At 61.2% G+C, this 18,848-nt stretch carries 21 protein-coding genes; 12 read left to right on the forward strand and 9 right to left on the reverse strand.

What is annotated here, in order from left to right; translation table 11 throughout:
* Positions 1–40: 40 nt before the first annotated feature.
* The 6 genes from HTT03_RS10450 to HTT03_RS10475 all read left to right on the forward strand — a co-directional run bounded on the left by HTT03_RS10450 (position 41) and on the right by HTT03_RS10475 (position 5,768).
* Complete coding sequence (locus HTT03_RS10450) at positions 41–838, forward strand: S49 family peptidase (RefSeq protein ID WP_174860320.1); 798 nt, start codon at positions 41–43, stop codon at positions 836–838.
* Positions 839–1,005: 167 nt separating this feature from the next.
* Positions 1,006–1,962, forward strand: a complete 957-nt coding sequence (locus HTT03_RS10455; protein ID WP_246253454.1) for a calcium/sodium antiporter — start codon at positions 1,006–1,008, stop codon at positions 1,960–1,962.
* Positions 1,963–2,447: 485 nt separating this feature from the next.
* Positions 2,448–4,316 (forward strand): excinuclease ABC subunit UvrC, encoded by a 1,869-nt coding sequence (gene uvrC / locus HTT03_RS10460; RefSeq protein ID WP_174859731.1) that lies wholly within the window; start codon positions 2,448–2,450, stop codon positions 4,314–4,316.
* Between the two features lie 94 nt (positions 4,317–4,410).
* Complete coding sequence (gene pgsA / locus HTT03_RS10465) at positions 4,411–5,076, forward strand: CDP-diacylglycerol--glycerol-3-phosphate 3-phosphatidyltransferase (protein WP_174859732.1); 666 nt, start codon at positions 4,411–4,413, stop codon at positions 5,074–5,076.
* Positions 5,076–5,321, forward strand: coding sequence for a molybdopterin converting factor subunit 1 (gene moaD / locus HTT03_RS10470; protein ID WP_174859733.1), 246 nt, complete (start codon positions 5,076–5,078; stop codon positions 5,319–5,321). Before pgsA ends, moaD begins: the two co-directional genes overlap by 1 nt.
* Positions 5,322–5,324: 3 nt before the next feature.
* The gene (locus tag HTT03_RS10475; RefSeq protein WP_174859734.1) at positions 5,325–5,768 is read left to right on the forward strand and encodes a molybdenum cofactor biosynthesis protein MoaE; all 444 of its coding nucleotides are present in this window, start codon (positions 5,325–5,327) and stop codon (positions 5,766–5,768) included.
* Positions 5,769–5,777: 9 nt separating this feature from the next.
* On the opposite strand, the gene HTT03_RS10480 is transcribed toward HTT03_RS10475, so the two are convergent.
* The 4 genes from HTT03_RS10480 to ubiA are packed head-to-tail and all read right to left on the reverse strand — an operon-like array spanning position 5,778 to position 9,455.
* A complete protein-coding gene (locus tag HTT03_RS10480; RefSeq protein ID WP_174859735.1) occupies positions 5,778–6,173 on the reverse strand; it encodes a VOC family protein in 396 nt (131 codons plus the stop codon).
* A 24-nt stretch (positions 6,174–6,197) separates the two neighbouring features.
* Positions 6,198–6,521: a hypothetical protein gene (locus HTT03_RS10485; RefSeq protein ID WP_007118939.1), complete on the reverse strand. Its 324-nt coding sequence runs from the start codon at positions 6,519–6,521 to the stop codon at positions 6,198–6,200.
* Entirely contained in the window at positions 6,508–8,433 is a 1,926-nt protein-coding gene (locus HTT03_RS10490; RefSeq protein WP_174859736.1) for an OmpA family protein, read from the reverse strand. The genes HTT03_RS10485 and HTT03_RS10490 overlap by 14 nt, the downstream gene beginning before the upstream one ends.
* 59 nt (positions 8,434–8,492) lie before the next feature.
* The gene (gene ubiA, locus HTT03_RS10495) at positions 8,493–9,455 is read right to left on the reverse strand and encodes a 4-hydroxybenzoate octaprenyltransferase (protein WP_174859737.1); all 963 of its coding nucleotides are present in this window, start codon (positions 9,453–9,455) and stop codon (positions 8,493–8,495) included.
* Positions 9,456–9,467: 12 nt separating this feature from the next.
* On the opposite strand from ubiA, the gene HTT03_RS10500 reads away from it, so the two are divergent.
* The 3 genes from HTT03_RS10500 (at position 9,468) to HTT03_RS10510 (ending at position 12,170) form a co-directional block, all read left to right on the forward strand.
* Positions 9,468–10,187 carry a 16S rRNA (uracil(1498)-N(3))-methyltransferase gene (locus tag HTT03_RS10500; protein WP_174860322.1) on the forward strand — a complete coding sequence of 240 codons (720 nt, stop codon included), beginning with the start codon at positions 9,468–9,470 and terminating at the stop codon, positions 10,185–10,187.
* 16 nt (positions 10,188–10,203) lie between these two features.
* Positions 10,204–10,734 (forward strand): hypothetical protein, encoded by a 531-nt coding sequence (locus HTT03_RS10505; protein ID WP_174859738.1) that lies wholly within the window; start codon positions 10,204–10,206, stop codon positions 10,732–10,734.
* A gap of 65 nt (positions 10,735–10,799) precedes the next feature.
* Positions 10,800–12,170: a glutamate--cysteine ligase gene (locus HTT03_RS10510; RefSeq protein WP_174859739.1), complete on the forward strand. Its 1,371-nt coding sequence runs from the start codon at positions 10,800–10,802 to the stop codon at positions 12,168–12,170.
* Positions 12,171–12,203: 33 nt separating this feature from the next.
* Here the strand turns inward: HTT03_RS10510 and plsY are convergent, their stop codons facing one another.
* From plsY to HTT03_RS10530, 4 genes are all read right to left on the reverse strand, one after another.
* A complete protein-coding gene (gene plsY, locus HTT03_RS10515; protein WP_174859740.1) occupies positions 12,204–12,812 on the reverse strand; it encodes a glycerol-3-phosphate 1-O-acyltransferase PlsY in 609 nt (202 codons plus the stop codon).
* Positions 12,812–14,095, reverse strand: a complete 1,284-nt coding sequence (gene pyrC / locus HTT03_RS10520) for a dihydroorotase (protein WP_174859741.1) — start codon at positions 14,093–14,095, stop codon at positions 12,812–12,814. Before pyrC ends, plsY begins: the two co-directional genes overlap by 1 nt.
* A gap of 233 nt (positions 14,096–14,328) precedes the next feature.
* A complete protein-coding gene (locus HTT03_RS10525; RefSeq protein WP_174859742.1) occupies positions 14,329–14,862 on the reverse strand; it encodes a hypothetical protein in 534 nt (177 codons plus the stop codon).
* Between the two features lie 57 nt (positions 14,863–14,919).
* On the reverse strand, positions 14,920–15,867 hold the full coding sequence (locus tag HTT03_RS10530; RefSeq protein ID WP_174859743.1) for an aspartate carbamoyltransferase catalytic subunit: 948 nt from the start codon (positions 15,865–15,867) through the stop codon (positions 14,920–14,922).
* 108 nt (positions 15,868–15,975) lie between these two features.
* Between HTT03_RS10530 and HTT03_RS10535 the strand changes: the two genes are divergently transcribed.
* From HTT03_RS10535 to moaB, 3 genes are read left to right on the forward strand one after another with little or no spacing between them, the layout of a single operon-like run.
* The gene (locus HTT03_RS10535; protein WP_174859744.1) at positions 15,976–16,725 is read left to right on the forward strand and encodes a uracil-DNA glycosylase; all 750 of its coding nucleotides are present in this window, start codon (positions 15,976–15,978) and stop codon (positions 16,723–16,725) included.
* Positions 16,718–17,332 (forward strand): LysE family translocator, encoded by a 615-nt coding sequence (locus tag HTT03_RS10540; protein WP_174859745.1) that lies wholly within the window; start codon positions 16,718–16,720, stop codon positions 17,330–17,332. Before HTT03_RS10535 ends, HTT03_RS10540 begins: the two co-directional genes overlap by 8 nt.
* Complete coding sequence (moaB, locus tag HTT03_RS10545; RefSeq protein ID WP_174859746.1) at positions 17,329–17,871, forward strand: molybdenum cofactor biosynthesis protein B; 543 nt, start codon at positions 17,329–17,331, stop codon at positions 17,869–17,871. Before HTT03_RS10540 ends, moaB begins: the two co-directional genes overlap by 4 nt.
* Before the next feature lie 2 nt (positions 17,872–17,873).
* Here the strand turns inward: moaB and HTT03_RS10550 are convergent, their stop codons facing one another.
* The gene (locus HTT03_RS10550) at positions 17,874–18,683 is read right to left on the reverse strand and encodes a protein-disulfide reductase DsbD domain-containing protein (RefSeq protein ID WP_174859747.1); all 810 of its coding nucleotides are present in this window, start codon (positions 18,681–18,683) and stop codon (positions 17,874–17,876) included.
* Between the last annotated feature and the right edge of the window lie 165 nt (positions 18,684–18,848).

Below are 18,848 nucleotides of genomic sequence, written 5' to 3' on the forward strand. Positions count from 1 at the left end.
CCGCCTTGTTTGCACGCGGTGGGCGTTCTACATGACAGGAATGAGAATTCGGCTGCCCTTCCTTAAATCCCCGCCCAGCGTTTCCGTAATCCGGCTTTCCGGCATGATCGGGTCGCAGGGCCGCGCGGTGTTGAACGATGCCACCATGGGTCCGGTTATCGAAAAGGCCTTTGCCAAGGGCAAGCCCGCCGCTGTCGCGCTTGAGATTAACTCGCCCGGCGGCAGCCCGGTGCAATCCTCTCTGATCGGCGCGCGTATCCGGCGGCTGGCGGAGGAAAAGAACATTCCCGTCATCGCTTTCGTTGAAGATGTCGCGGCCTCTGGTGGCTATTGGTTGGCGGCTGCAGCGGATGAGATTTACGCGGACCCAAGCTCGGTCGTGGGCTCCATCGGGGTGATCTCGGCCAGCTTTGGCGTTCATGAGTTCATCCGCGAGCATGGGGTCGAGCGGCGCGTCTATACGGCAGGGCAGAGCAAATCCATGCTCGACCCGTTCCGCCCTGAAAACCCTGAGGATGTCGCCCGCTTGAAGGTGCTGTTGGAAGACATCCACGAGAATTTCATCGACCATGTGAAGACTCGCCGTGCGGGCAAGCTGCCTGAGGGGCAGGACCTTTTTACCGGGGAAATCTGGCTAGCAAAAAGCGCCGCCGAGCTGGGGCTGATCGACGGAATTGGCCATCTGAAGCCCCTGTTGAAGGAGCGCTTTGGTGAGAAGGTCAAACTGCGCCGCTATGGTGTCAAACGCGGGCTGCTGTCGCGCTTTGGCGTGCAGATGGTGCAAGACGCGGTACAGGGCATAGAGGAACGCGCGGCCTACGCGCGGTTTGGTCTCTAGCGCATGATTTTCAAGATCGTTCTGCTCTTTCTGGTGGCCATGGGCCTTTTGGCTTGGTTTGGGAAAATGCATTGGCTGGGAGGCAAGCGCCTGCCCCGGACCAAATGCCGTGACTGCGGACGGTATCGTATTGGTAAGGGCGCATGCGCCTGTAAGGGAGATCGTTAATGGTAATGCCGTGGCTGCTATCAGGGCTTGGCCTCGTGATCCTGCTGTTTGCGGGGGATGCTTTGGTAAAGGGAGCGGTGAACCTGTCACTGCGCCTTGGCGTGCCAGCGTTGATCGTCAGCCTGACCATTGTGGCCTTTGGCACATCCGCCCCTGAACTGCTGATTTCGGTTCAGGCGGTGTTGGACAATGCGCCCGGACTGGCGCTTGGCAATGTGGTTGGGTCCAATACAGCCAATATTTTGATGGTGCTGGGCATCCCGGCGCTGCTTGCGGTGATGCATACGTCGGAGTGTAATACCCGCAAGACCTATAACCAGATGATCGCCGCTTCGCTGCTATTTATCGCGCTGGCCTTCCGGGGGGTCTTTGACTGGATCGCTGGCCTCGTCCTGCTGGGCGGGCTGGCCTATATGCTCTATGACGCTTTCGACGACGCCAAAGACCACCGCCGCGCGGAGCGGGCCGGAGCGGACGATCTGGAAGAACCGGAAGGGGCTGACCCGAATATGGCGGGCTGGCAGATCGCTCTGTTCTTGATCCTCGGTCTGGTTGGCTTGCCTCTGGGGGCGAACTTGCTGGTGGATAACGCGACGATCATCGCACAGACTTATGGGGTCAGCGATACGGTGATTGGCTTGACGTTGGTCGCCGTGGGAACTTCGCTGCCTGAGCTTGCAACCACCGTCATGGCGGCGCTGCGGCGGCAGGCGGATGTGGCGCTCGGCAATGTCATCGGGTCGAATATGTTTAACCTGCTGGCGATCATCGGCATTGCCAGTCTTGTCGGACCAATCTCGGTCGACCCCTCGTTCCTGCGCTTTGACCTTTGGGTCATGTTGGCGGCATCGCTGCTCTTGATCCCCTTCGTCTATTTGAGGCGCGATATCACGCGGCTTTGGGGTATCGCGCTCAGCGTGCTTTATGTGCTCTATGTCGTCGTGATCCTGATCTAAAGAGCGCGACGCATAGGACGGATGCTGGCGCGCTTAGGCGGGCAGTGTCCGGATCGCTGTACGGTTCGCTATGGATACGCTAGCAGGCGCGCAAAACGCTTCCGCCCCCTAGATTCGCCGGTGAGTTTGGGGTGCTGAGGCCCAGCAACTATGGCCTGCACTTACAATGGCCAAATGCCCCGTTCGCCCCCCGAAAACGCCGATAATGCGGGAAGTTTTGCACTGTGGTAATGAGTATGAACAAAGCGTTACTGAATCCCCTTTGTTTTCAGAGGCTTGTTTTGGCGTAGAGATAAAATTAAGCAATAACAGCAATTTGTGGAGGTGCCTAAAAAATAGGCAAACCGACGAACCATGTTAAAAACAACGAAGAATCCCACATGCCCAGAAGTTACGGACAGAGTTATCCACATCTTTGGTGGACATGTTAAGCCTTGCCCCCATCTACGTCCTATTGCAGCGCTCGACGAGAATCAGACACAGCCATGACCACTCCTTCAAACACGCCACCACCGCAGGGCCGTAAGGTAATCCAAGCCTACCTGAAGTCGCTGGATTCCTCGCCCGGGGTGTACCGGATGCTGGATGCAGAGAGCCGCGTTCTCTATGTCGGGAAGGCGCGCAATCTGCGTGCGCGGGTCAGTTCCTATGCCCGTCCAACGGGTCATTCCGCGCGCATTTCTCGGATGATCGCCAACACCGCGTCAATGATGTTTCTGACCACCAAAACGGAGACTGAGGCGCTTTTGCTTGAGCAGAACTTGATCAAGCAACTGAAGCCCAAGTTCAACGTGCTGCTGCGCGATGACAAAAGCTTCCCCAATATTCTGGTGACGGCAGACAGCGACTATCCGCAGATCAAAAAACACCGAGGCGCGAAGAAGGAAAAGGGCAGCTACTATGGCCCCTTCGCCAGTGCAGGGGCGGTAAACCGGACGCTCAACCAATTGCAGCGGGTGTTCTTGCTGCGCGACTGTTCCAACGCCATGTTCGACAGCCGCACGCGCCCCTGTCTGCAACATCAGATCAAGCGATGCTCGGCGCCCTGTGTGGGCAAAATCTCACCCGAAGACTACCGCCAGACGGTGCGGGATGCGGAGCGCTTTCTCTGTGGCAAATCCACCGAGATTCAGGGCCGCCTTGCCCGCGAGATGGAAGAGGCGAGCGCCGCGATGGAGTTCGAACGCGCCGCTGCGCTGCGCGACCGGATCAAGGCGTTGACGCAGGTTCAGACCGCGCAGGGCATCAACCCGCAGGGGGTCAAAGAGGCAGATATCATCGCCCTGCATATGGAAAGCGGGCAGGCCTGTGTGCAGGTCTTTTTCATCCGCGCCAACCAGAACTGGGGCAACCGCGATTACTACCCGCGTGTTGGGGCGGATGTAGACGAGGCCGAGGTGCTGGAGGCCTTCATCGGCCAGTTCTATGACACCCGCGAACCGCCGCGCCAGTTGATCCTGAGTAATGAGATCGAGAACCCTGATCTGATGGCCGAAGCCCTGAGCGGCAAGCTGGGCCGCAAGGTTGAATTGCTGGTGCCCAAGCGCGGCGAAAAGGCCGAACTGGTCGACGGCGCGCTGCGCAATGCCCGCGAGAGCCTCGCCCGCAAGATGGCCGAGACAGCGACGCAGACCAAACTGTTGCAAGGCTTGGCCGAGGCCTTTGACCTGCCAAAACCGCCGGAGCGGATTGAAGTCTACGACAACTCGCACATCCAAGGTACCAATGCCGTGGGCGCGATGATTGTCGCGGGGCCGGAAGGCATGATGAAAAACCAATACCGCAAGTTCAACATCCGCGGCGATGACCTGACCCCCGGTGATGACTTTGGCATGATGAAAGAGGTGCTGCACCGGCGCTTCAAACGGCTGATCAAGGAAGACCCGGACCGCAGCCGCGGGCTTTGGCCCGATCTGCTGCTGATCGACGGCGGGGCCGGGCAGGTGAGTGCTGTGGCCTCGATCATGGCGCAGCATGGGGTGGAGGATATCCCGATGGTCGGCGTGGCCAAGGGGATCGACCGGGATGCGGGCAAGGAAGAGTTCCACCGCGTCGGCAAACGCGTCATGGCGCTGCGGCACAATGATCCGGTGCTCTACTTCGTGCAGCGGCTCCGCGATGAGGCGCACCGTTTCGCCATCGGCACCCACCGCGCCAAACGCGCGAAAGGGGTCAGCGCCACGCCGCTTGATGATGTGCCGGGTGTGGGAGCAGCGCGCAAACGGGCGCTTTTGGCGCATTTTGGCTCGGCCAAAGCGGTAGGTCGCGCAAACCTGAGCGATCTCAAAGCAGTCGATGGGGTATCCGACGCCTTAGCCGAGACGATTTACAGCTATTTTCATGAGCGTGGCTGATCTCAAACGCAGCTTTGCGCCGTTAATGCTGATACGGCAGACGCGGGGCAGTTTCGTCCTTTCAGCCCCGGTCGACGCAAGATAGGATACGGCCATGAAGTGGAATTTGCCCAATATCCTGACCCTGCTTCGGCTGGTCGCGGCCCCCGGCGTGGCGGTCATGTTTCTGTACTTTACGCGGCCCTATGCGGACTGGTTCGCGCTGGTGCTCTTTGTCGGGGCGGCGATCACCGATTGGTTCGACGGCTACCTTGCCCGTGCTTGGAAGCAGGAAACCAAGATCGGCACCATGCTGGACCCGATTGCTGACAAGGCGATGGTGGTGATCGCGCTGATGGTCATCGTAGCCTTTTCCAGTTGGTCGCCATGGCTGGTCTTGCCCGCCACGCTGATCCTGTTTCGCGAGGTCTTTGTCTCGGGTCTGCGGGAATATCTCGGCGATGTGTCTGGCACGTTGAAGGTAACGCAACTGGCCAAGTGGAAAACCACCCTGCAAATGATTGCGATCGCCGTGTTGTTTTCTCAAGGCGTGTTCGAACATTACCTTGGCATGAGCGTGTTCGGTATGGACCAGCAGATGGTTCAGGCAATTTTAAACGGTGAGGTTGAGGACCATTTGGGGCTTGGCTGGAAACTTGCCGGAATGGAATGGGCCGGGGTGTTGGGCTTGATCCTGCTCTGGATTGCCGCGGTGCTCACCGCGATCACAGGGGCGGATTATCTGCTAAAGGCGCTACCGCATCTGAAGGAGAAACATTGATGGATATTCTCTATTTCGCATGGGTGCGCGAACGGATCGGCCTGCCGCGCGAACGGGTGGACAGCACTGCCGCAACGGTGGCGGAATTGGTCGAGGAGCTGCGCGGGCGCGAAGAACGCTACGCGGTGGCATTCTCCGACCTCAGCGCGCTTCGGGTGGCCGTAGATCAGGAACTGACCGATTTCGATGCCCCACTGGCGGGCGCCCGCGAGGTGGCCTTTTTCCCGCCGATGACAGGGGGCTAAGCCATGCGGGTGGTGGTGCAAGAGGAGCCCTTTGATCTGGCAGCCGAGACAGCCGCTTTCGCGCAGGGAGAGGGCAGCAGCGGCGCCATTGTGACCTTCACCGGCGTCGTGCGTGATCTCGATGACGCGCCGCTGGAAGCGATGGAAATTGAGCACTACCCCGGTATGACCGAAAAGGCATTGCACGACATCGCGGCGCAGGCGGTGGCGCGGTTTGATCTACAGGACGTCTTGGTAATCCACCGCTATGGGCGGCTGGTGCCGGGAGCGCAGATCATGATGGTCGCCACCGCCGCGCGACACCGTCGGAGCGCTTTTGACGCGGCTGATTTCCTGATGGATTACCTCAAATCCCGCGCTCCATTCTGGAAGCGCGAGATCACGGCCAAAGGCGAAAGCTGGGTTGCCGCCAAGGACGAGGACGAGGCGGCGCTGAAGCGCTGGTAAGGCGCGGCTTTAGCGAAAGCGGCCGCCTTTTTCGATGACTTCAATCTGATAACCGTCCGGGTCCGCCACGAAGAAGAACTTCGCAACGGTCTCGCCTGCTGGGCGAAAATCTACAATCTCACGCGGATGGGCGCCTGCCTTCAGCGCGGTGGCGCGGGCGGCTTCAAGGTCGTCGACGACAAAGGCCAGATGACCATAGCCATCACCAAGATCATAGGGCGTGTCGCGGTCTTTGTTGACGGTCAGTTCAAGCTCAAAATCGTCCGTCGCATCGCGCAGGTAGATCAGGGTGAAACTGTCGAAATTCAGACGGTCTGCAATTTTGAGGCCAAAGACCTCCTCGTAGAACTTCACCGAGACGGCCTCATCCAAAACGCGGATCATACTATGTGCGAGTTTCGCCATTGCCGGCCTCCGGGGGTAGGGGTGTTAAGCTTTCTGCCGCTCAATATAGGCGCGCATCTCTTCGGCCTCGTGACGTGCATCGCGCAGGCCGTCCATCGCGGCACGCAACTCTGCTTCGGTCTGGGCCAGTTGGTTGGTCAACTCAGCTTCGCGCTGCTGAAGATAGGTGATCGCCTGATCGCGGGTTTCTTCGGCCTCGTGAAGTTCTTGGCTCATCCGGTCAAGCTGGGCCACGTCGTCGGCAGCCACGCGGGTAAAGCGGTTCAGCAGCCAATTGGCGAACCATCCCATGCAGAAGGCTACGAAAAGAATGATGGCCGTGGCCAGGACAAACTCAGTTCTGCTCATCACCGCTGCCTTCTTCGGTTGCGTCGGATTCTCCGATCTCTTCTGCGGTGGTATCGCCTGTTTCGTCGGCGGATTCCAGCGCTGTTTCGCTGTCGTCCTCGGTCTCTTCAGGCTGGATCAGGCGGAATTCGATGCGGCGGTTCTCCTCGCGGCCTGCTTCGGTCTTATTGTCCGCGATGGGGTTTTCCTCACCGTAACCTTTGGCAAGGAAAGAGGACGTCAACACCCGGCGCGCGCGCAATTCGTTCAAAACCGATTCCGCCCGGCTTTGCGACAGGGCGAGGTTCATTGATTCGCGGCCCTGGCTGTCTGTGTAGCCTTGAATTTCGAGCGGCAGGTCACCGCAGCGTTTCAGCACCTCTGCAATGTCGTCCATAGTGCCCAATGCGGCGGCGTCGATGGTGGCGCTGCCCGGCTCAAAGGTGATTTTGCCCACCTTCAGGATCGCCCGAATCTCGGCTTCGCATTCCACAGGTGTGGGCAGGCCCGCAATAGGGTCCAGCTTTTCCTGATAGGTAATGTCGATGCTGTAGTCCGCCCCTTCGCCCAGCTTGTCAGCCAAGAGCGAAGCCACTTTGGTGTCGGCATCCTTGTTCCCGGTGTTGCCGACCACCCGTAGCTGATCCGGGGTCACTCGGACCGAGCCATTCGCGAGGGTCGCCATCGCTTCCAGCGCGGTCAGTACACGTGTGGGCCAGTCATCCGGCAAGTCGTCATCCAAACGGGCAGCGGTGTAGACCTTGTCGGACCCAAAGTGCGACTTGGCATAGCTGTCGGCCAGATCGCGCAGCCCTTCGTTGCTCAGCCGCCCGCGCAGTTGTACCTGCCCCTCTGGTGATAGGGTCGCGGTGAACTCCGGCGGACCCGCGTTGGGGTCTTCGACCTTGGGCAGTTTCGCGGTTAGCGCAAAGACTTCGGGCAAGGCGTTTTCCAACTCACCGACCACACGGTCAAAGGCGTTGCTGTCCGTGCCGGGTGCGGCAATGAGGGTCACGTCAGCGTCGGCAAAGGCGATGGAGCCTTGGCCCAATTGATCCAGCGCCTGAATCGCCTGCACCACCGCTTTGGACCAGTTAGGGCTCGGCACGCCAAGGCCGATGGTGCAACTCGCACTGTCTGCGGCCCCTGCGGCGATCCCGGCTTTCAGGATGCGGTCCTGTGCGGTTTCGGTATCTGCGGAGCAGGCCTCAAAGCGCGCGCTGTCTTCGTCTTTGACAAAACGCAGGGTGAAGGGGGTGATCACCGGGCGCGGTGCGGCAATGTCGAGGGTGAGGCGCAGCGAAGATGGGGCGGCGCGTTGCAGCTTGCGCTCCATCTTGGCCTTAGCGGCGGCGCTGTCGGCAATCGCGGTGATAACCACACGGCCCGCATCAACGGAGGCTTTGGCCCGTGGCAGGTCGGCCATGGCGGAGACGGCGAAGTCCAGTGCGTCTTCCCAGCCTTCGGGGGCGCGGTAATCGGCGGATTCCAAAAGATCCATGACCGTCGCATCCCCGGCCATGTCATTGAAAGCGTCGATCAGGGCCTCGCGGTCTGTGCTGCTAGGGATCAGTCCGATGACCGACACGCCGGCATCATTGCGCAGAACCTCGGCTGAGAATCGTGGGGGAGCGATGCCGGATTGCGCCTCGACCTCCATCTCATCAATCACACGGGCGGCATCGACCACGGTGCCAGCGGTCGACAGCGCCCGAAACCGCACGGCCTCTGTGGGGGCGATGCCTGCCAAAGTCACCTGTAGCCCATCCGCCTGCACCTCTGCCCATGTCATGCCTTGGTCGTCGAGCGCATCGCGCACGCCGATCTCAGAGGTGTCTTCGATCAGTTGCACCGAAAAGCTCGCCGCCACCAAAGAGACCACCGCTGCGGCTGCAAAGGTCAGGGCGATCATGAAAATAGCGGACAGGCGCATATGCAGACTTCTGATTGTTAAGCTTGCGACTTGATACGCGCCTCCTGCCGGGGGTGCAATCAGGCCAGAAGACTTGCCGCGAAAAACAGCAGCGGGATGATGCCGGTGTCGCGGTTGGCGCGGAAGAGCTGCAAGAGCTTGGCGTTGTCCGTCGTATCCAGCCCGCGCAACTGCCATGCCATATGCCAACCCATCGCCCAAGGCCCGCCAAGCGCGATTGCCAGCGCCAGAACTGAAGCGTTGGGCAGACCCGCATAGATCACCGCGATCCCCATCAGCCCGACAGTGGCCATCAGAAAGCGCCGCAGCCATTTGTCAGAGTTTTCGCCAAACAGCCGCGCGGTGGATTTGACGCCGATGAGCGCGTCATCCTCGGCGTCCTGATGGGCATAGATCGTGTCATAAAACAGCGTCCAAGCAATGCCCGCGAGGTAAAGTACAACAGCAGGGGCGTGCAGCGTGCCCGCATGGGCCGTCCAGACCAGCATCGCACCCCAGTTAAACGCCAACCCCAGAAAGACCTGCGGCCACCACGTAAAACGTTTGGCAAAGGGATAGACCGCCACCGGAAGCAAGGCCAACACCCCCATGGCGATCGCCGCTTGGTTGAAGGTGAGCAGGATCATCAGCGCCAGCAGCATTTGCAGCACCATCCATGCCAACGCCTGTTTCACCGACACCGCGCCCGATGGGATGGGCCGCGAGCGGGTGCGGGCGACCTTGCCGTCGATGTTACGGTCGGTGATGTCGTTCCAAGTGCAACCCGCGCCGCGCATGAGGAACGCACCAAAGCCGCAGGCGACAAAAATCCACAAATCCTCCCACCGCGGCGACTGGTCAAACAGGATCGCCAGCGTCAGCCCCCACCAGCAGGGCAGTAGCAACAGCCATGTGCCGATGGGCCGATCCGCGCGGCTCAGTCGCAGATAGGGGCGCAGGCCGGCCGGGGCATAGCGGTCGACCCAGTTGTCGGCCACAGCATCTGCCACAGGAGCATCTGGCGAAGGCGGCGGGTTATGCATATATCTGGCCCCATGAATGCGAAAATCAGATTGTATGTAGATCAGCCCTTGGGGCAGGGGCAAACGGTTCCTTTGGCGCGCGAGCAGGCGCATTACCTCTTTGGGGTGATGCGGCAGGCGCTTGGGGCAGCTGTACTGCTGTTCAACGGACGCGACGGCGAATGGCTGGCCGAGGTGACTGAGGCAGGCAAGCGTGGCGGGGTGCTGACCTGTCGCGAGCAGACCCGGCCTTTGCAGATGCCGCCTGATCTGTGGCTCCTCTTTGCCCCGATCAAGAAGACCCGCACCGATTTCATCGTCGAAAAGGCCGCCGAGATGGGTGCCTCGCGCATCGTCCCGGTGATGACGGATTTCACCAACGCCGGTCGCGTTCAACAGACACGCCTTCAGGCCCATGCGGTCGAGGCGGCAGAGCAATGCGGCGGCACCTTTGTCCCTGAGGTCGCCGAGGCGCAAAAGCTCGGGCGTTTGCTAGACGGCTGGGACAATACGCGGCAGATCATGTTTTGCGATGAAACCTTGGCGGGCGAAAGCGGGGCGCTACCTGCAAACGCGCAAGGGCCGTGGGCCATTCTGATCGGTCCCGAAGGCGGGTTTTCCGAAGTTGAGCGCAAGCGGTTGCACGGATTTGACCACGCCCATGCGGTGACCTTGGGGCCGCGCATCCTGCGGGCCGATACGGCGGCAGTGGCGGCGATGACGATGTGGCAGCAAGCCTTAGGGGATTGGTAATGCGAAAGAAAACCCCATGAGTTTCCTGCGTGCAGGGGCCCGCGACCAGCTTTGGCGCTGGCGCGAAGCGCTCGTTGGTGGGGCGCTTTTGCTGCTTGGGCTCTGGCTGGTCGCCGGGCCGGGGTACCTTTTGGCGGTACCGGGCTATGCGGCGCTGGCGGGCGGCGCGGCGCTGATCTGGCTCGGTGCGCAACGCGCGCGGTTTCGCGACAATGGCGATGGCGCAGGCGCGGTGCAGGTTGTCGAAGGGCAGATCACCTATTTCGGTCCGCTCACCGGCGGCACGGTGGCGCTGCGTGAGTTGCAGCGGCTCAGCCTCGACCGACAGATGTTCCCCGCTCATTGGCGGCTAGAGCCAAACGACGACACCGCCCCGCTGCTGATCCCGGTCAATGCTGCCGGATCAGAGGCGCTGTTTGATGCCTTCGCCGCCCTGCCGGGCCTGCGCACCGAGCGGATGCTTTTTGAGCTGCGCAAGACCCGCCGTGACACGGTTGTGATATGGGAGCGCCCCCCGTTACGCCCGGCGCATGTGCTGTTGCATTGACAGCCCCGGCAATTCCGCCCATCCCTGCTGGGTAACGACGATATTCCAAGACGGAGCCTACGCATATGTCCATTCCTCAATCCGGCGGTGGCCCGATCGAACATCACGACCAATTGGCACAGTATCTGGCGGACGGCTGTAAGCCGAAAGAAGACTGGCGCATCGGCACGGAACACGAAAAATTTGGCTATTGCACGGATACGCACAAACCACTGCCCTATGAGGGCGCGCGCTCGATCCGCGTGATGCTCGAAGGGCTGCGCGACCGGCACGGTTGGGCGCCGGTGGAAGAGGGCGGCAAGCTCATTGGGTTGGAGAAGGACGGGGCCAATATCAGCCTTGAGCCGGGCGGTCAGTTGGAGCTTTCCGGCGCACCGGTCGAGACCATTCACGAGACCTGCGACGAGGTGAACACCCACCTGCGCGAAGTCAAAGACGTGGCCGATGACATTGGCGTCGGCTTCATCGGTCTGGGGGCTGCGCCCGAATGGTCGCATGAGCAGATGGATTTAATGCCCAAGGGCCGTTACAAGCTGATGGACGGCTATATGCAAAAGGTCGGCACCATGGGCACCACTATGATGCGCCGCACTTGCACCGTTCAGGTCAATCTCGACTTCGCGACTGAGGCCGACATGGTGCAAAAGATGCGTGTCGCGGTGGCGTTGCAGCCGGTGGCCAATGCGCTCTTTGCCAATTCGCCCTTTCTCGACGGCAAGCCCAATGGTGTGAAGTCCACCCGCGGGCTGGTCTGGCGCAATCTGGATGACGCGCGGACGGGCATGATCCCGTTTGTGTTTGACGAGGGCTTCGGGTTTGAGGCTTGGGTGCAATATGCACTCGATGTGCCGATGTATTTCGTCTACCGCGACGGCAAATATATCGACGCGCTTGGCCAGTCCTTCCGCGATTTCCTGAAAGGTGAGTTACCCGCGCTGCCCGGCGAAAAGCCGACGCTGAGCGATTGGGCCGATCACCTGACCACGCTCTTCCCCGAAGCGCGGGTTAAAAAGTTCATCGAAATGCGCGGCGCTGATGGTGGCCCATGGCGGCGTCTTTGTGCGCTGCCTGCGTTCTGGGTGGGGCTGATGTACGACCAGTCTGCGCTGGATGGCGCGTGGGATATGGTCAAAGATTGGGATGCCGAAACACGCGAGGAACTGCGCGTTGCCGCGTCCACCCATGGGTTGCAGGCCGAGGTTGGTGGGCTGAAAATGCATGATTTGGCACGCGAAGCGGTGGCACTGTCTGAAGCCGGATTGAAAGCCCGCGCCCGTCCCGGCGCAGGTGGGCTGGTCCCGGATGAGACGCATTTCCTGAACGCTCTGCGCGACAGTATTGAGACGGGACGCGTGCCTGCGGATGATCTGCTGGCGGATTACCACGGACCGTGGAACGGCGATCTGAGCCGGATTTACGCTGAGTATTCCTACTGAACTAATGTTGTGCTGATGCCGCTATTTGCGGCGTCAGCCCTTTTGCCCGATCCGCGATTCCGTTCCTGCGCGGATGCGGCGGATGTTGTCGCGATGGCGCCAAAAGATCAGCAGCGTTAGCGCGATGCCAAGTATCAGCATCTCCCCATAGCCGAACAGCACCATAAAGACGGTTGAGCTTGCCGCCGCGGCCAATGCGCCCATGGACGAAATACGGGTCAGCGCCGCCGCCGCGGCCCAAACGGCACAGCAAGCCAGTCCCACCGGCCAAGCCAATGCCAGCAGGATGCCAAGGAACGTCGCCACGCCCTTGCCGCCGCGAAAGCCGAGCCAGATAGGATAGCAGTGGCCGATCATCGCGCCCAAAGCCGCCGCCTGTGCGGCATCCTCATTTGCAAAGGCCCGCGCCAAAAGCACTGCCACCGCGCCCTTGGCCCCGTCCAACAGCAAGGTCAGCGCCGCCGCTTTCTTGTTGCCCGTCCTCAATACATTGGTCGCGCCAATATTGCCCGACCCGATGCTGCGCAGATTGCCCAGCCCCATCAGTTGCGCCAGCACCATGCCAAAGGCAATAGAGCCGATGATATAGCCCATCACGGTCCAAAGAAGGATCATCTCGATTGTTGTCTCGATCGGGGGCATCAATTCGCCTCAAATACGCAGGTGCCTGCTACATAAGTTGCCAGCACCTTACCCTGCATGCGCATCCCGTCAAAGGGGGTGTTGCGCGACTTGGAGCGGAGCGTGGCACGGTCCAGCACAAAGGGTGCATCGGGGTTGAACAATACCATATCCGCTGGCGCCCCCACAGCGATCCGTCCGCCCGGCAGGCCAAGACGTTTGGCCGGGTTTAGGGACAATGCCCGCCAGAGCGTCGGCAGGTCCATAATCTCGGCATGGACCAAGCGCATGGCTGCGGGGAGCAGCGTTTCCAGCCCCACCGCCCCGCTCGCCGCCTCTTCAAAGGGCAGGCGTTTGGATTCCTCATCCTGTGGCGTATGCATAGAGCAAATGATGTCGATCAACCCGCTGGCAACCGCATGGGCGACGGCCAAACGGTCATCCTCATCACGCAGCGGCGGCTTTACTTTGAAAAAGGTCCGGTAGTCCGCCACGTCGAGCGCGTTCAGGGTCAGGTGATGGATGCCGACCCCCGCAGTGATGTCGAGCCCGTTGCGCTTGGCACGTTCCAGCGCGGGCAGGGCGCGGGCCGTCGTGATCTGATCTGCATGATACCGCGCACCTGTCATCTCAAGCAGGGCGATGTCGCGGTCCAGCCCCATGCGCTCCGCCATAGGTGACACCGCAGGCAGGCCGCGCAGGGAGGCGAATTTACCGCTGGTGACGGCAGCGCCTTTGCTGAGGCCGGGGTCTTGGGGGTGGGCGATGACCAGAGCGCCAAGGCTCCGGGCATAGGTAAGTGCGCGGGAGAAGACCTTTGTGTCGGTGACAACCCGATCGCAATCGGTGAAAGCCGCAGCGCCGGCGTCCATGAGGAAACCGATCTCCGTCATCTCGCGGCCCTCACGCCCTTTGGTGAGCGCTGCCATCGGCAAAACATTTACCGGTGCCGCCTCGTTGGCCCGGCGGGTTACGAATTCGAGCGTTTCAGGGCTGTCAATCGCCGGTTCGGTGTCAGGGCGCGTTACCATCGTCGTGACCCCACCTGCCGCCGCGGCTTGCCCGGCGGAGCGGTAGCTTTCCTTATGCCGCTCACCCGGCTCGCAGACCTTTACGCCAAGGTCGATAATGCCGGGGGCGAGGATATGGCCGCCACAGTCAATAACTGTCGTATTTGACGCCGGATTTTCCGGCGCCGCATCCATCACTTCCGCGATCAAACCATCGCGCACAAGCACAGCGGCCGGGGCCAATGATCCAGCCTCAGGGTCGAGCAAACGCAAATTTGTGAAAAGCTGGGTCATGGCGGGCCTATCGTCTGGAGTGATTGGCGGGTGTCATGCCCCAAATCGCCCCCTGAACCAAGCGGTTTTCGCAGGCTATCCGCCGATCCAGACCATGAGCCCTGCCACACCAAAGGCAACGAGCAGGGCCACCATCGCAACGCGGCCAGACATCTTCGGATCAGGTTTCGGTTCTTGCATAGGTCTATCCTACCGCTTCCGCCCCCCGGAGGCCAGACAGAACCGTGTCTGCGTTAGGTGATCAACAACCACAGAACCAAGAGGACGAGCACCACAGCAGCGATGATGATCATCGTTTTATTGCTGTTTTGTTTGGCCGGGGTAGCAGGCTCCACGCGCGGAATGCCGGTATAGGGCTGCGCGGCTTCGGCTTCCATAGCTTGCACCGGTGTATCAGGCCCGCCTTCGTCGTATGTGCCGATATGCGTTAGCGCGGGAATGGGGGCGAGTTGCCGAGATTCGCCGCCGAATGCGCGGGAGTAGACCACCATCACCCATCCGTCGAGCGCGCCGAGCTTGCTGCGATCCGCTTCGATTTGCTCAGGGTAGACCCCGTTTCCGTCGCGCAGATACCCGGCTAGCCCTAATGTATCAAGATCGGAGACACGAAAGACTTCGGTATATGTCCCGTCGAGCTTGTCGACCCCAAGCGCTGCGGCCTGTGCGGCACTATCATCGCGCATGGCTTGCGCTTCGGCATCTGAAAGGGAAAGAGCGTAAACCCGGACTTTGCCGGCTTCTTGTGCGGCGACGTTTGTGGAGGACATGGCGGTTTCCTTTGCGTTGTTACAGACAAAACGCAACAGCCCCGCCGGGGTTCCGCGTCACACGCTATCGGGCTGAGCGGCCATATGGTTGCGCGCCAGAAGGTCCATCGCCGCCATGCGCACCGCGACGCCCATTTCCACCTGATCTTGGATAACAGAACGGTTAATGTCGTCGGCGAGCGTGCCGTCAATCTCGACCCCGCGGTTCATCGGGCCGGGGTGCATGACGATCGCGTCGGGACTGGCATGGGCGAGTTTCTCGGCGTCCAGCCCGTAGCGGTGGTAATACTCCCGCTCCGAAGGAATAAAGCCGCCGTCCATCCGCTCTTTCTGAAGCCGCAGCATCATCACCACATCGACACCTTCGAGACCCTTTTTCATGTCGTCGAACACTTCGACGCCGAATTGGTCGATCTGGCTTGGCATCAACGTGGGCGGGCCGACAAGGCGGATGCGGTTTTCCATCTTGCCCAGAAGGAGAATATTCGACCGCGCCACCCGGCTGTGTGCGATGTCGCCACAGATCGCGATGCTCAGCCGATGCAGCCGCCCCTTGGCACGGCGGATTGTCAGCGCGTCGAGCAGCGCCTGCGTGGGATGTTCGTGCCGCCCGTCGCCCGCGTTGAGCACGGCGCAGTTCACCTTTTGCGCCAAAAGATCCACCGCGCCGGACTGCGGGTGGCGCACGACCAAAAGATCAGGGTGCATGGCGTTCAGTGTCATCGCGGTGTCGATCAACGTCTCGCCCTTTTTGATTGATGACGCCTGCATCGCCATATTCATCACATCCGCGCCAAGGCGCTTGCCCGCGATCTCGAAACTCGCCTGCGTGCGGGTGGAGTTTTCAAAGAACATATTGATCTGCGTCAGCCCGCGCAGCGCATCGGAATGTTTGTTCGGCTGGCGGTTGCGGTCGGCATAGCGGTCGGCCAAATCCAGAAGGGTGGTGATGTCGGACTGCGACAGCTGTTCAATGCCAAGCAGGTGGCGATGGGCGAATGACATGGTGGCGATCCCTTCTGCTGTTGCCGCCTTATAGGCGCGGGAAAGGCGCGGCAGCAAGGCGTGCGATAGGGCATTTAGGTCCGCCTGCGCAGGGCGTAAGCTGGGGCTATGGAATCATTGGATTATCATCAGGCGGCGGAACTGCTGGCATGGCAGGTGGAACTGGGCGCGACCGAGGCGATTTGTGACGCCCCGGTCAACCGCTATGAGGTGCCCGCGAGCGTGCCCAAGGCGAAGGCTGCTGCGAAAGGCCCGCAACCCCTCAAACCCGATCCAGTGTTGCTCGCCCGTCAGGCGGCGCAGGCGGCCCAGACCTTGGAAGAGTTGCGCAGCGCTGTCGAAGGGTTCGAGCCTTGCGAGCTGCGCAAGGGCGCGCGCAATCTGGTGTTTTCGGACGGTGTGCCGGGCGCGCCGGTGATGATCGTTGGCGAAGCGCCGGGCCGGGAGGAAGACCGCGCGGGAAAACCTTTCGTGGGCCGCGCGGGGCAGATGTTGGACCGGATGCTGGCCGCGATCGACATGGGGCGCGACCGAAACGTCTATATCACCAATGTCCTGCCATGGCGGCCACCGCAGAACCGCGATCCAAAGACCGATGAGATAGCGATGATGCGGCCCTTCGTGCTGCGGCATATCGAATTGGCCAAGCCCAAGCTTCTGGTGCTGGTGGGCAATTGGTCTTGCCAAACCCTGCTAGAGAAACGCGGCATCATCCGCCTGCGCGGCACTTGGACGGAGGCTGCGGGTCTGCCCTGTTTGCCTATGGTTCACCCGGCTTACCTGCTGCGCAACCCGGCGTTCAAACGCGAGGCTTGGGCGGACTTGTTGAGCCTGAAGGCGCGGCTGCGCGATGGTTGACGCATTGACCCTGTTGGCCTTTGTACCGGCCGCTTTGGCGCTGAACCTCACGCCGGGGGCGGATATGATGTTCTGTCTGGGACAAGGCCTGCGCTCTGGTCCGCGCGCGGCGCTGGCGGCGAGCGCGGGGATTTCTGCAGGTGTGCTGGTGCATGTGGCGCTGGCAGGGCTGGGGTTGGGAGCACTGGTTGCCGCCATGCCGTGGGCGCTGGATGTGATCCGTTGGCTGGGCGTGGCCTATCTGCTCTGGCTTGCGGTCCAGACCCTGCGACAGGCTGGGAGGCCACGTGACGTGACACCGGGCATGGGCGGTTGGCGGGCGTTCAACACCGGGTTCGTGGTCAACCTAACCAACCCCAAAGTGATCCTTTTCGTGCTGGCCTTTCTGCCGCAGTTCGTCGTGCCGAGCGCTGGACCGGTCTTGACGCAGTTCCTGACCTTTGGCGCGGTGCTGGCCTTGGGCGGCTTTGTGATCAACGGCGCGGTTGGCGTTTTTGCTGCCGGGATCGGGAAGCGGCTGGCAGGCGGCGGGCGGGTGCTTGGCTGGATCAGCAGTGGCATTTTCGTGGCCTTGGCGGCCCGACTGGCAATGATGGAGCGTACATGAGCAGGATTGACGAGAGCCGCGAGTTCATTCCGGTGCGGATTGCCGTTTTGACGGTTTCGGATAGCCGCAGCATGGCCGAGGACCGCTCTGGCGATGCGTTGGTCGGGCGGATTGAGGCGGCAGGCCATGTCGTGGCGGCCCGTGAGATCGTGACCGATGACCGCCCAGCCATCGCGGCACGGTTGCGCGATTGGTGCGCGGACCCTCAGATTGACGTGGTGATCAGCACTGGCGGCACCGGACTTACAGGCCGCGACGTGACGGTCGAGGCGCACCGAGATGTCTATGAGAAAGAGATCGACGCTTTCGGCACGGTTTTCACGATAATCTCGATGGAGAAGATCGGCACCAGCGCCGTGCAAAGCCGCGCCACCGGGGGGGTCGCGCAGGGGACGTATCTCTTCGCGCTGCCGGGCAGTCCGGGCGCTTGTAAGGATGCGTGGGATGGTATCCTGCTCAAGCAGTTAGACTACCGCCACATGCCCTGCAACTTCGTCGAAATCATGCCGCGTCTGGACGAACACCAACGGCGCAAGTGAGATCAGGCGGGGGTGCAGCCCTTGATCTCGACACTGTGTTTCAAGCCGATCACCGTGATGCGAATGTTCGAGCGGTCCAGCGCGAAGGCGCGGCCATTCTCTGCGATCAGGTCCCCGGTGGAGATCAGCGTATCGCCCCGGCGCTCACTTTCGGTCGCGCTCATCCACAAGCCTGCCGTGCCCGGTTCGATCACCACCGTCTCCTTACCGCCGGTGGGTGGCAGGGTCAGACGGGTTTCGATCGACAACCCCTGCGCGGTGGGGTGCAGGCGACAGGTGGCGCGTTTCAGCCCTGCATCGGCCCCGGAGTACGGGCGCGCCGCAAAAGCCGCCGCGATGGCGGGCATGGGTTTTTGGCTGGTACTGTCGAGCAGCGCGTTCAGCTTGACGGTCTGGGGCAGGCAGATGTCACTGCACACGCCCAGATCGATCTCAACATCCAGATCGACCGGCTGATCGGCGCGACGTGGGGTGAGCGTGAGCGGCAAGATGACTTCGCGCGCATAACCGATAGAATTCACACCCGCTTGGTAAAACACTTTGGGCGCAGGCCATGTGATCGCCACATCCGCGAGGTTGTCCGAGCCTGACCAATCGAACTCAGGCGGGATGCCCGCATCGCCGGGGCTGCGCCAGTAGGTCTTCCACCCCGGCGCCATACGCAGCCGGATCGCCGCCACCCGCCGCCCGTCGGCCTGCTGCCAACCAGTCAGCAGATCCCCCTGCAAAGGCGTGCCGCTTTGCTGCGCAGCCACGGGCTGTGCAAGGGTCAGGCAGGTTAGAAAGGCGGTGACGAGATGCGATATTTTCATGCGGCATTGATGCGGCATCTGCCTTCGCCTGCCAAGTCACATTTACATCATCCATGTTTCGCCGATCGGGCGCTGCGGTGGGGGTCCTCTCTTGTTTTGTGGCCGCACAGGGGTCATGTTCGCCTAGAGGTTGGCATTTGGAGGTTCGCTTTGACGGGTCAGACA

The sequence above is a fragment of the Sulfitobacter maritimus genome (genome assembly GCF_013346665.1).
GTDB classification, from domain to species: Bacteria; Pseudomonadota; Alphaproteobacteria; order Rhodobacterales; family Rhodobacteraceae; genus Sulfitobacter; species Sulfitobacter maritimus.

Bases quoted from the DNA above. Each gene is read 5' to 3' on its own strand.
- HTT03_RS10450 (WP_174860320.1), top strand. From the start codon at position 41: ATGAGAATTCGGCTGCCCTTCCTTAAATCCCCGCCCAGCGTTTCCGTA.
- ubiA (WP_174859737.1), bottom strand. From the start codon at position 9,455: ATGCATAACCCGCCGCCTTCGCCAGATGCTCCTGTGGCAGATGCTGTG.
- HTT03_RS10530 (WP_174859743.1), bottom strand. From the start codon at position 15,867: ATGTCATTCGCCCATCGCCACCTGCTTGGCATTGAACAGCTGTCGCAG.
- moaB (WP_174859746.1), top strand. From the start codon at position 17,329: ATGAGCAGGATTGACGAGAGCCGCGAGTTCATTCCGGTGCGGATTGCC.
- pyrC (WP_174859741.1), bottom strand. From the start codon at position 14,095: ATGACCCAGCTTTTCACAAATTTGCGTTTGCTCGACCCTGAGGCTGGA.
- HTT03_RS10490 (WP_174859736.1), bottom strand. From the start codon at position 8,433: ATGCGCCTGTCCGCTATTTTCATGATCGCCCTGACCTTTGCAGCCGCA.
- HTT03_RS10475 (WP_174859734.1), top strand. From the start codon at position 5,325: ATGCGGGTGGTGGTGCAAGAGGAGCCCTTTGATCTGGCAGCCGAGACA.
- HTT03_RS10455 (WP_246253454.1), top strand. From the start codon at position 1,006: ATGGTAATGCCGTGGCTGCTATCAGGGCTTGGCCTCGTGATCCTGCTG.
- moaD (WP_174859733.1), top strand. From the start codon at position 5,076: ATGGATATTCTCTATTTCGCATGGGTGCGCGAACGGATCGGCCTGCCG.
- HTT03_RS10510 (WP_174859739.1), top strand. From the start codon at position 10,800: ATGTCCATTCCTCAATCCGGCGGTGGCCCGATCGAACATCACGACCAA.
- HTT03_RS10540 (WP_174859745.1), top strand. From the start codon at position 16,718: ATGGTTGACGCATTGACCCTGTTGGCCTTTGTACCGGCCGCTTTGGCG.
- HTT03_RS10505 (WP_174859738.1), top strand. From the start codon at position 10,204: ATGAGTTTCCTGCGTGCAGGGGCCCGCGACCAGCTTTGGCGCTGGCGC.
- HTT03_RS10525 (WP_174859742.1), bottom strand. From the start codon at position 14,862: ATGTCCTCCACAAACGTCGCCGCACAAGAAGCCGGCAAAGTCCGGGTT.
- plsY (WP_174859740.1), bottom strand. From the start codon at position 12,812: ATGCCCCCGATCGAGACAACAATCGAGATGATCCTTCTTTGGACCGTG.
- HTT03_RS10550 (WP_174859747.1), bottom strand. From the start codon at position 18,683: ATGAAAATATCGCATCTCGTCACCGCCTTTCTAACCTGCCTGACCCTT.
- HTT03_RS10535 (WP_174859744.1), top strand. From the start codon at position 15,976: ATGGAATCATTGGATTATCATCAGGCGGCGGAACTGCTGGCATGGCAG.
- HTT03_RS10500 (WP_174860322.1), top strand. From the start codon at position 9,468: ATGAATGCGAAAATCAGATTGTATGTAGATCAGCCCTTGGGGCAGGGG.
- pgsA (WP_174859732.1), top strand. From the start codon at position 4,411: ATGAAGTGGAATTTGCCCAATATCCTGACCCTGCTTCGGCTGGTCGCG.
- HTT03_RS10485 (WP_007118939.1), bottom strand. From the start codon at position 6,521: ATGAGCAGAACTGAGTTTGTCCTGGCCACGGCCATCATTCTTTTCGTA.
- HTT03_RS10480 (WP_174859735.1), bottom strand. From the start codon at position 6,173: ATGGCGAAACTCGCACATAGTATGATCCGCGTTTTGGATGAGGCCGTC.
- uvrC (WP_174859731.1), top strand. From the start codon at position 2,448: ATGACCACTCCTTCAAACACGCCACCACCGCAGGGCCGTAAGGTAATC.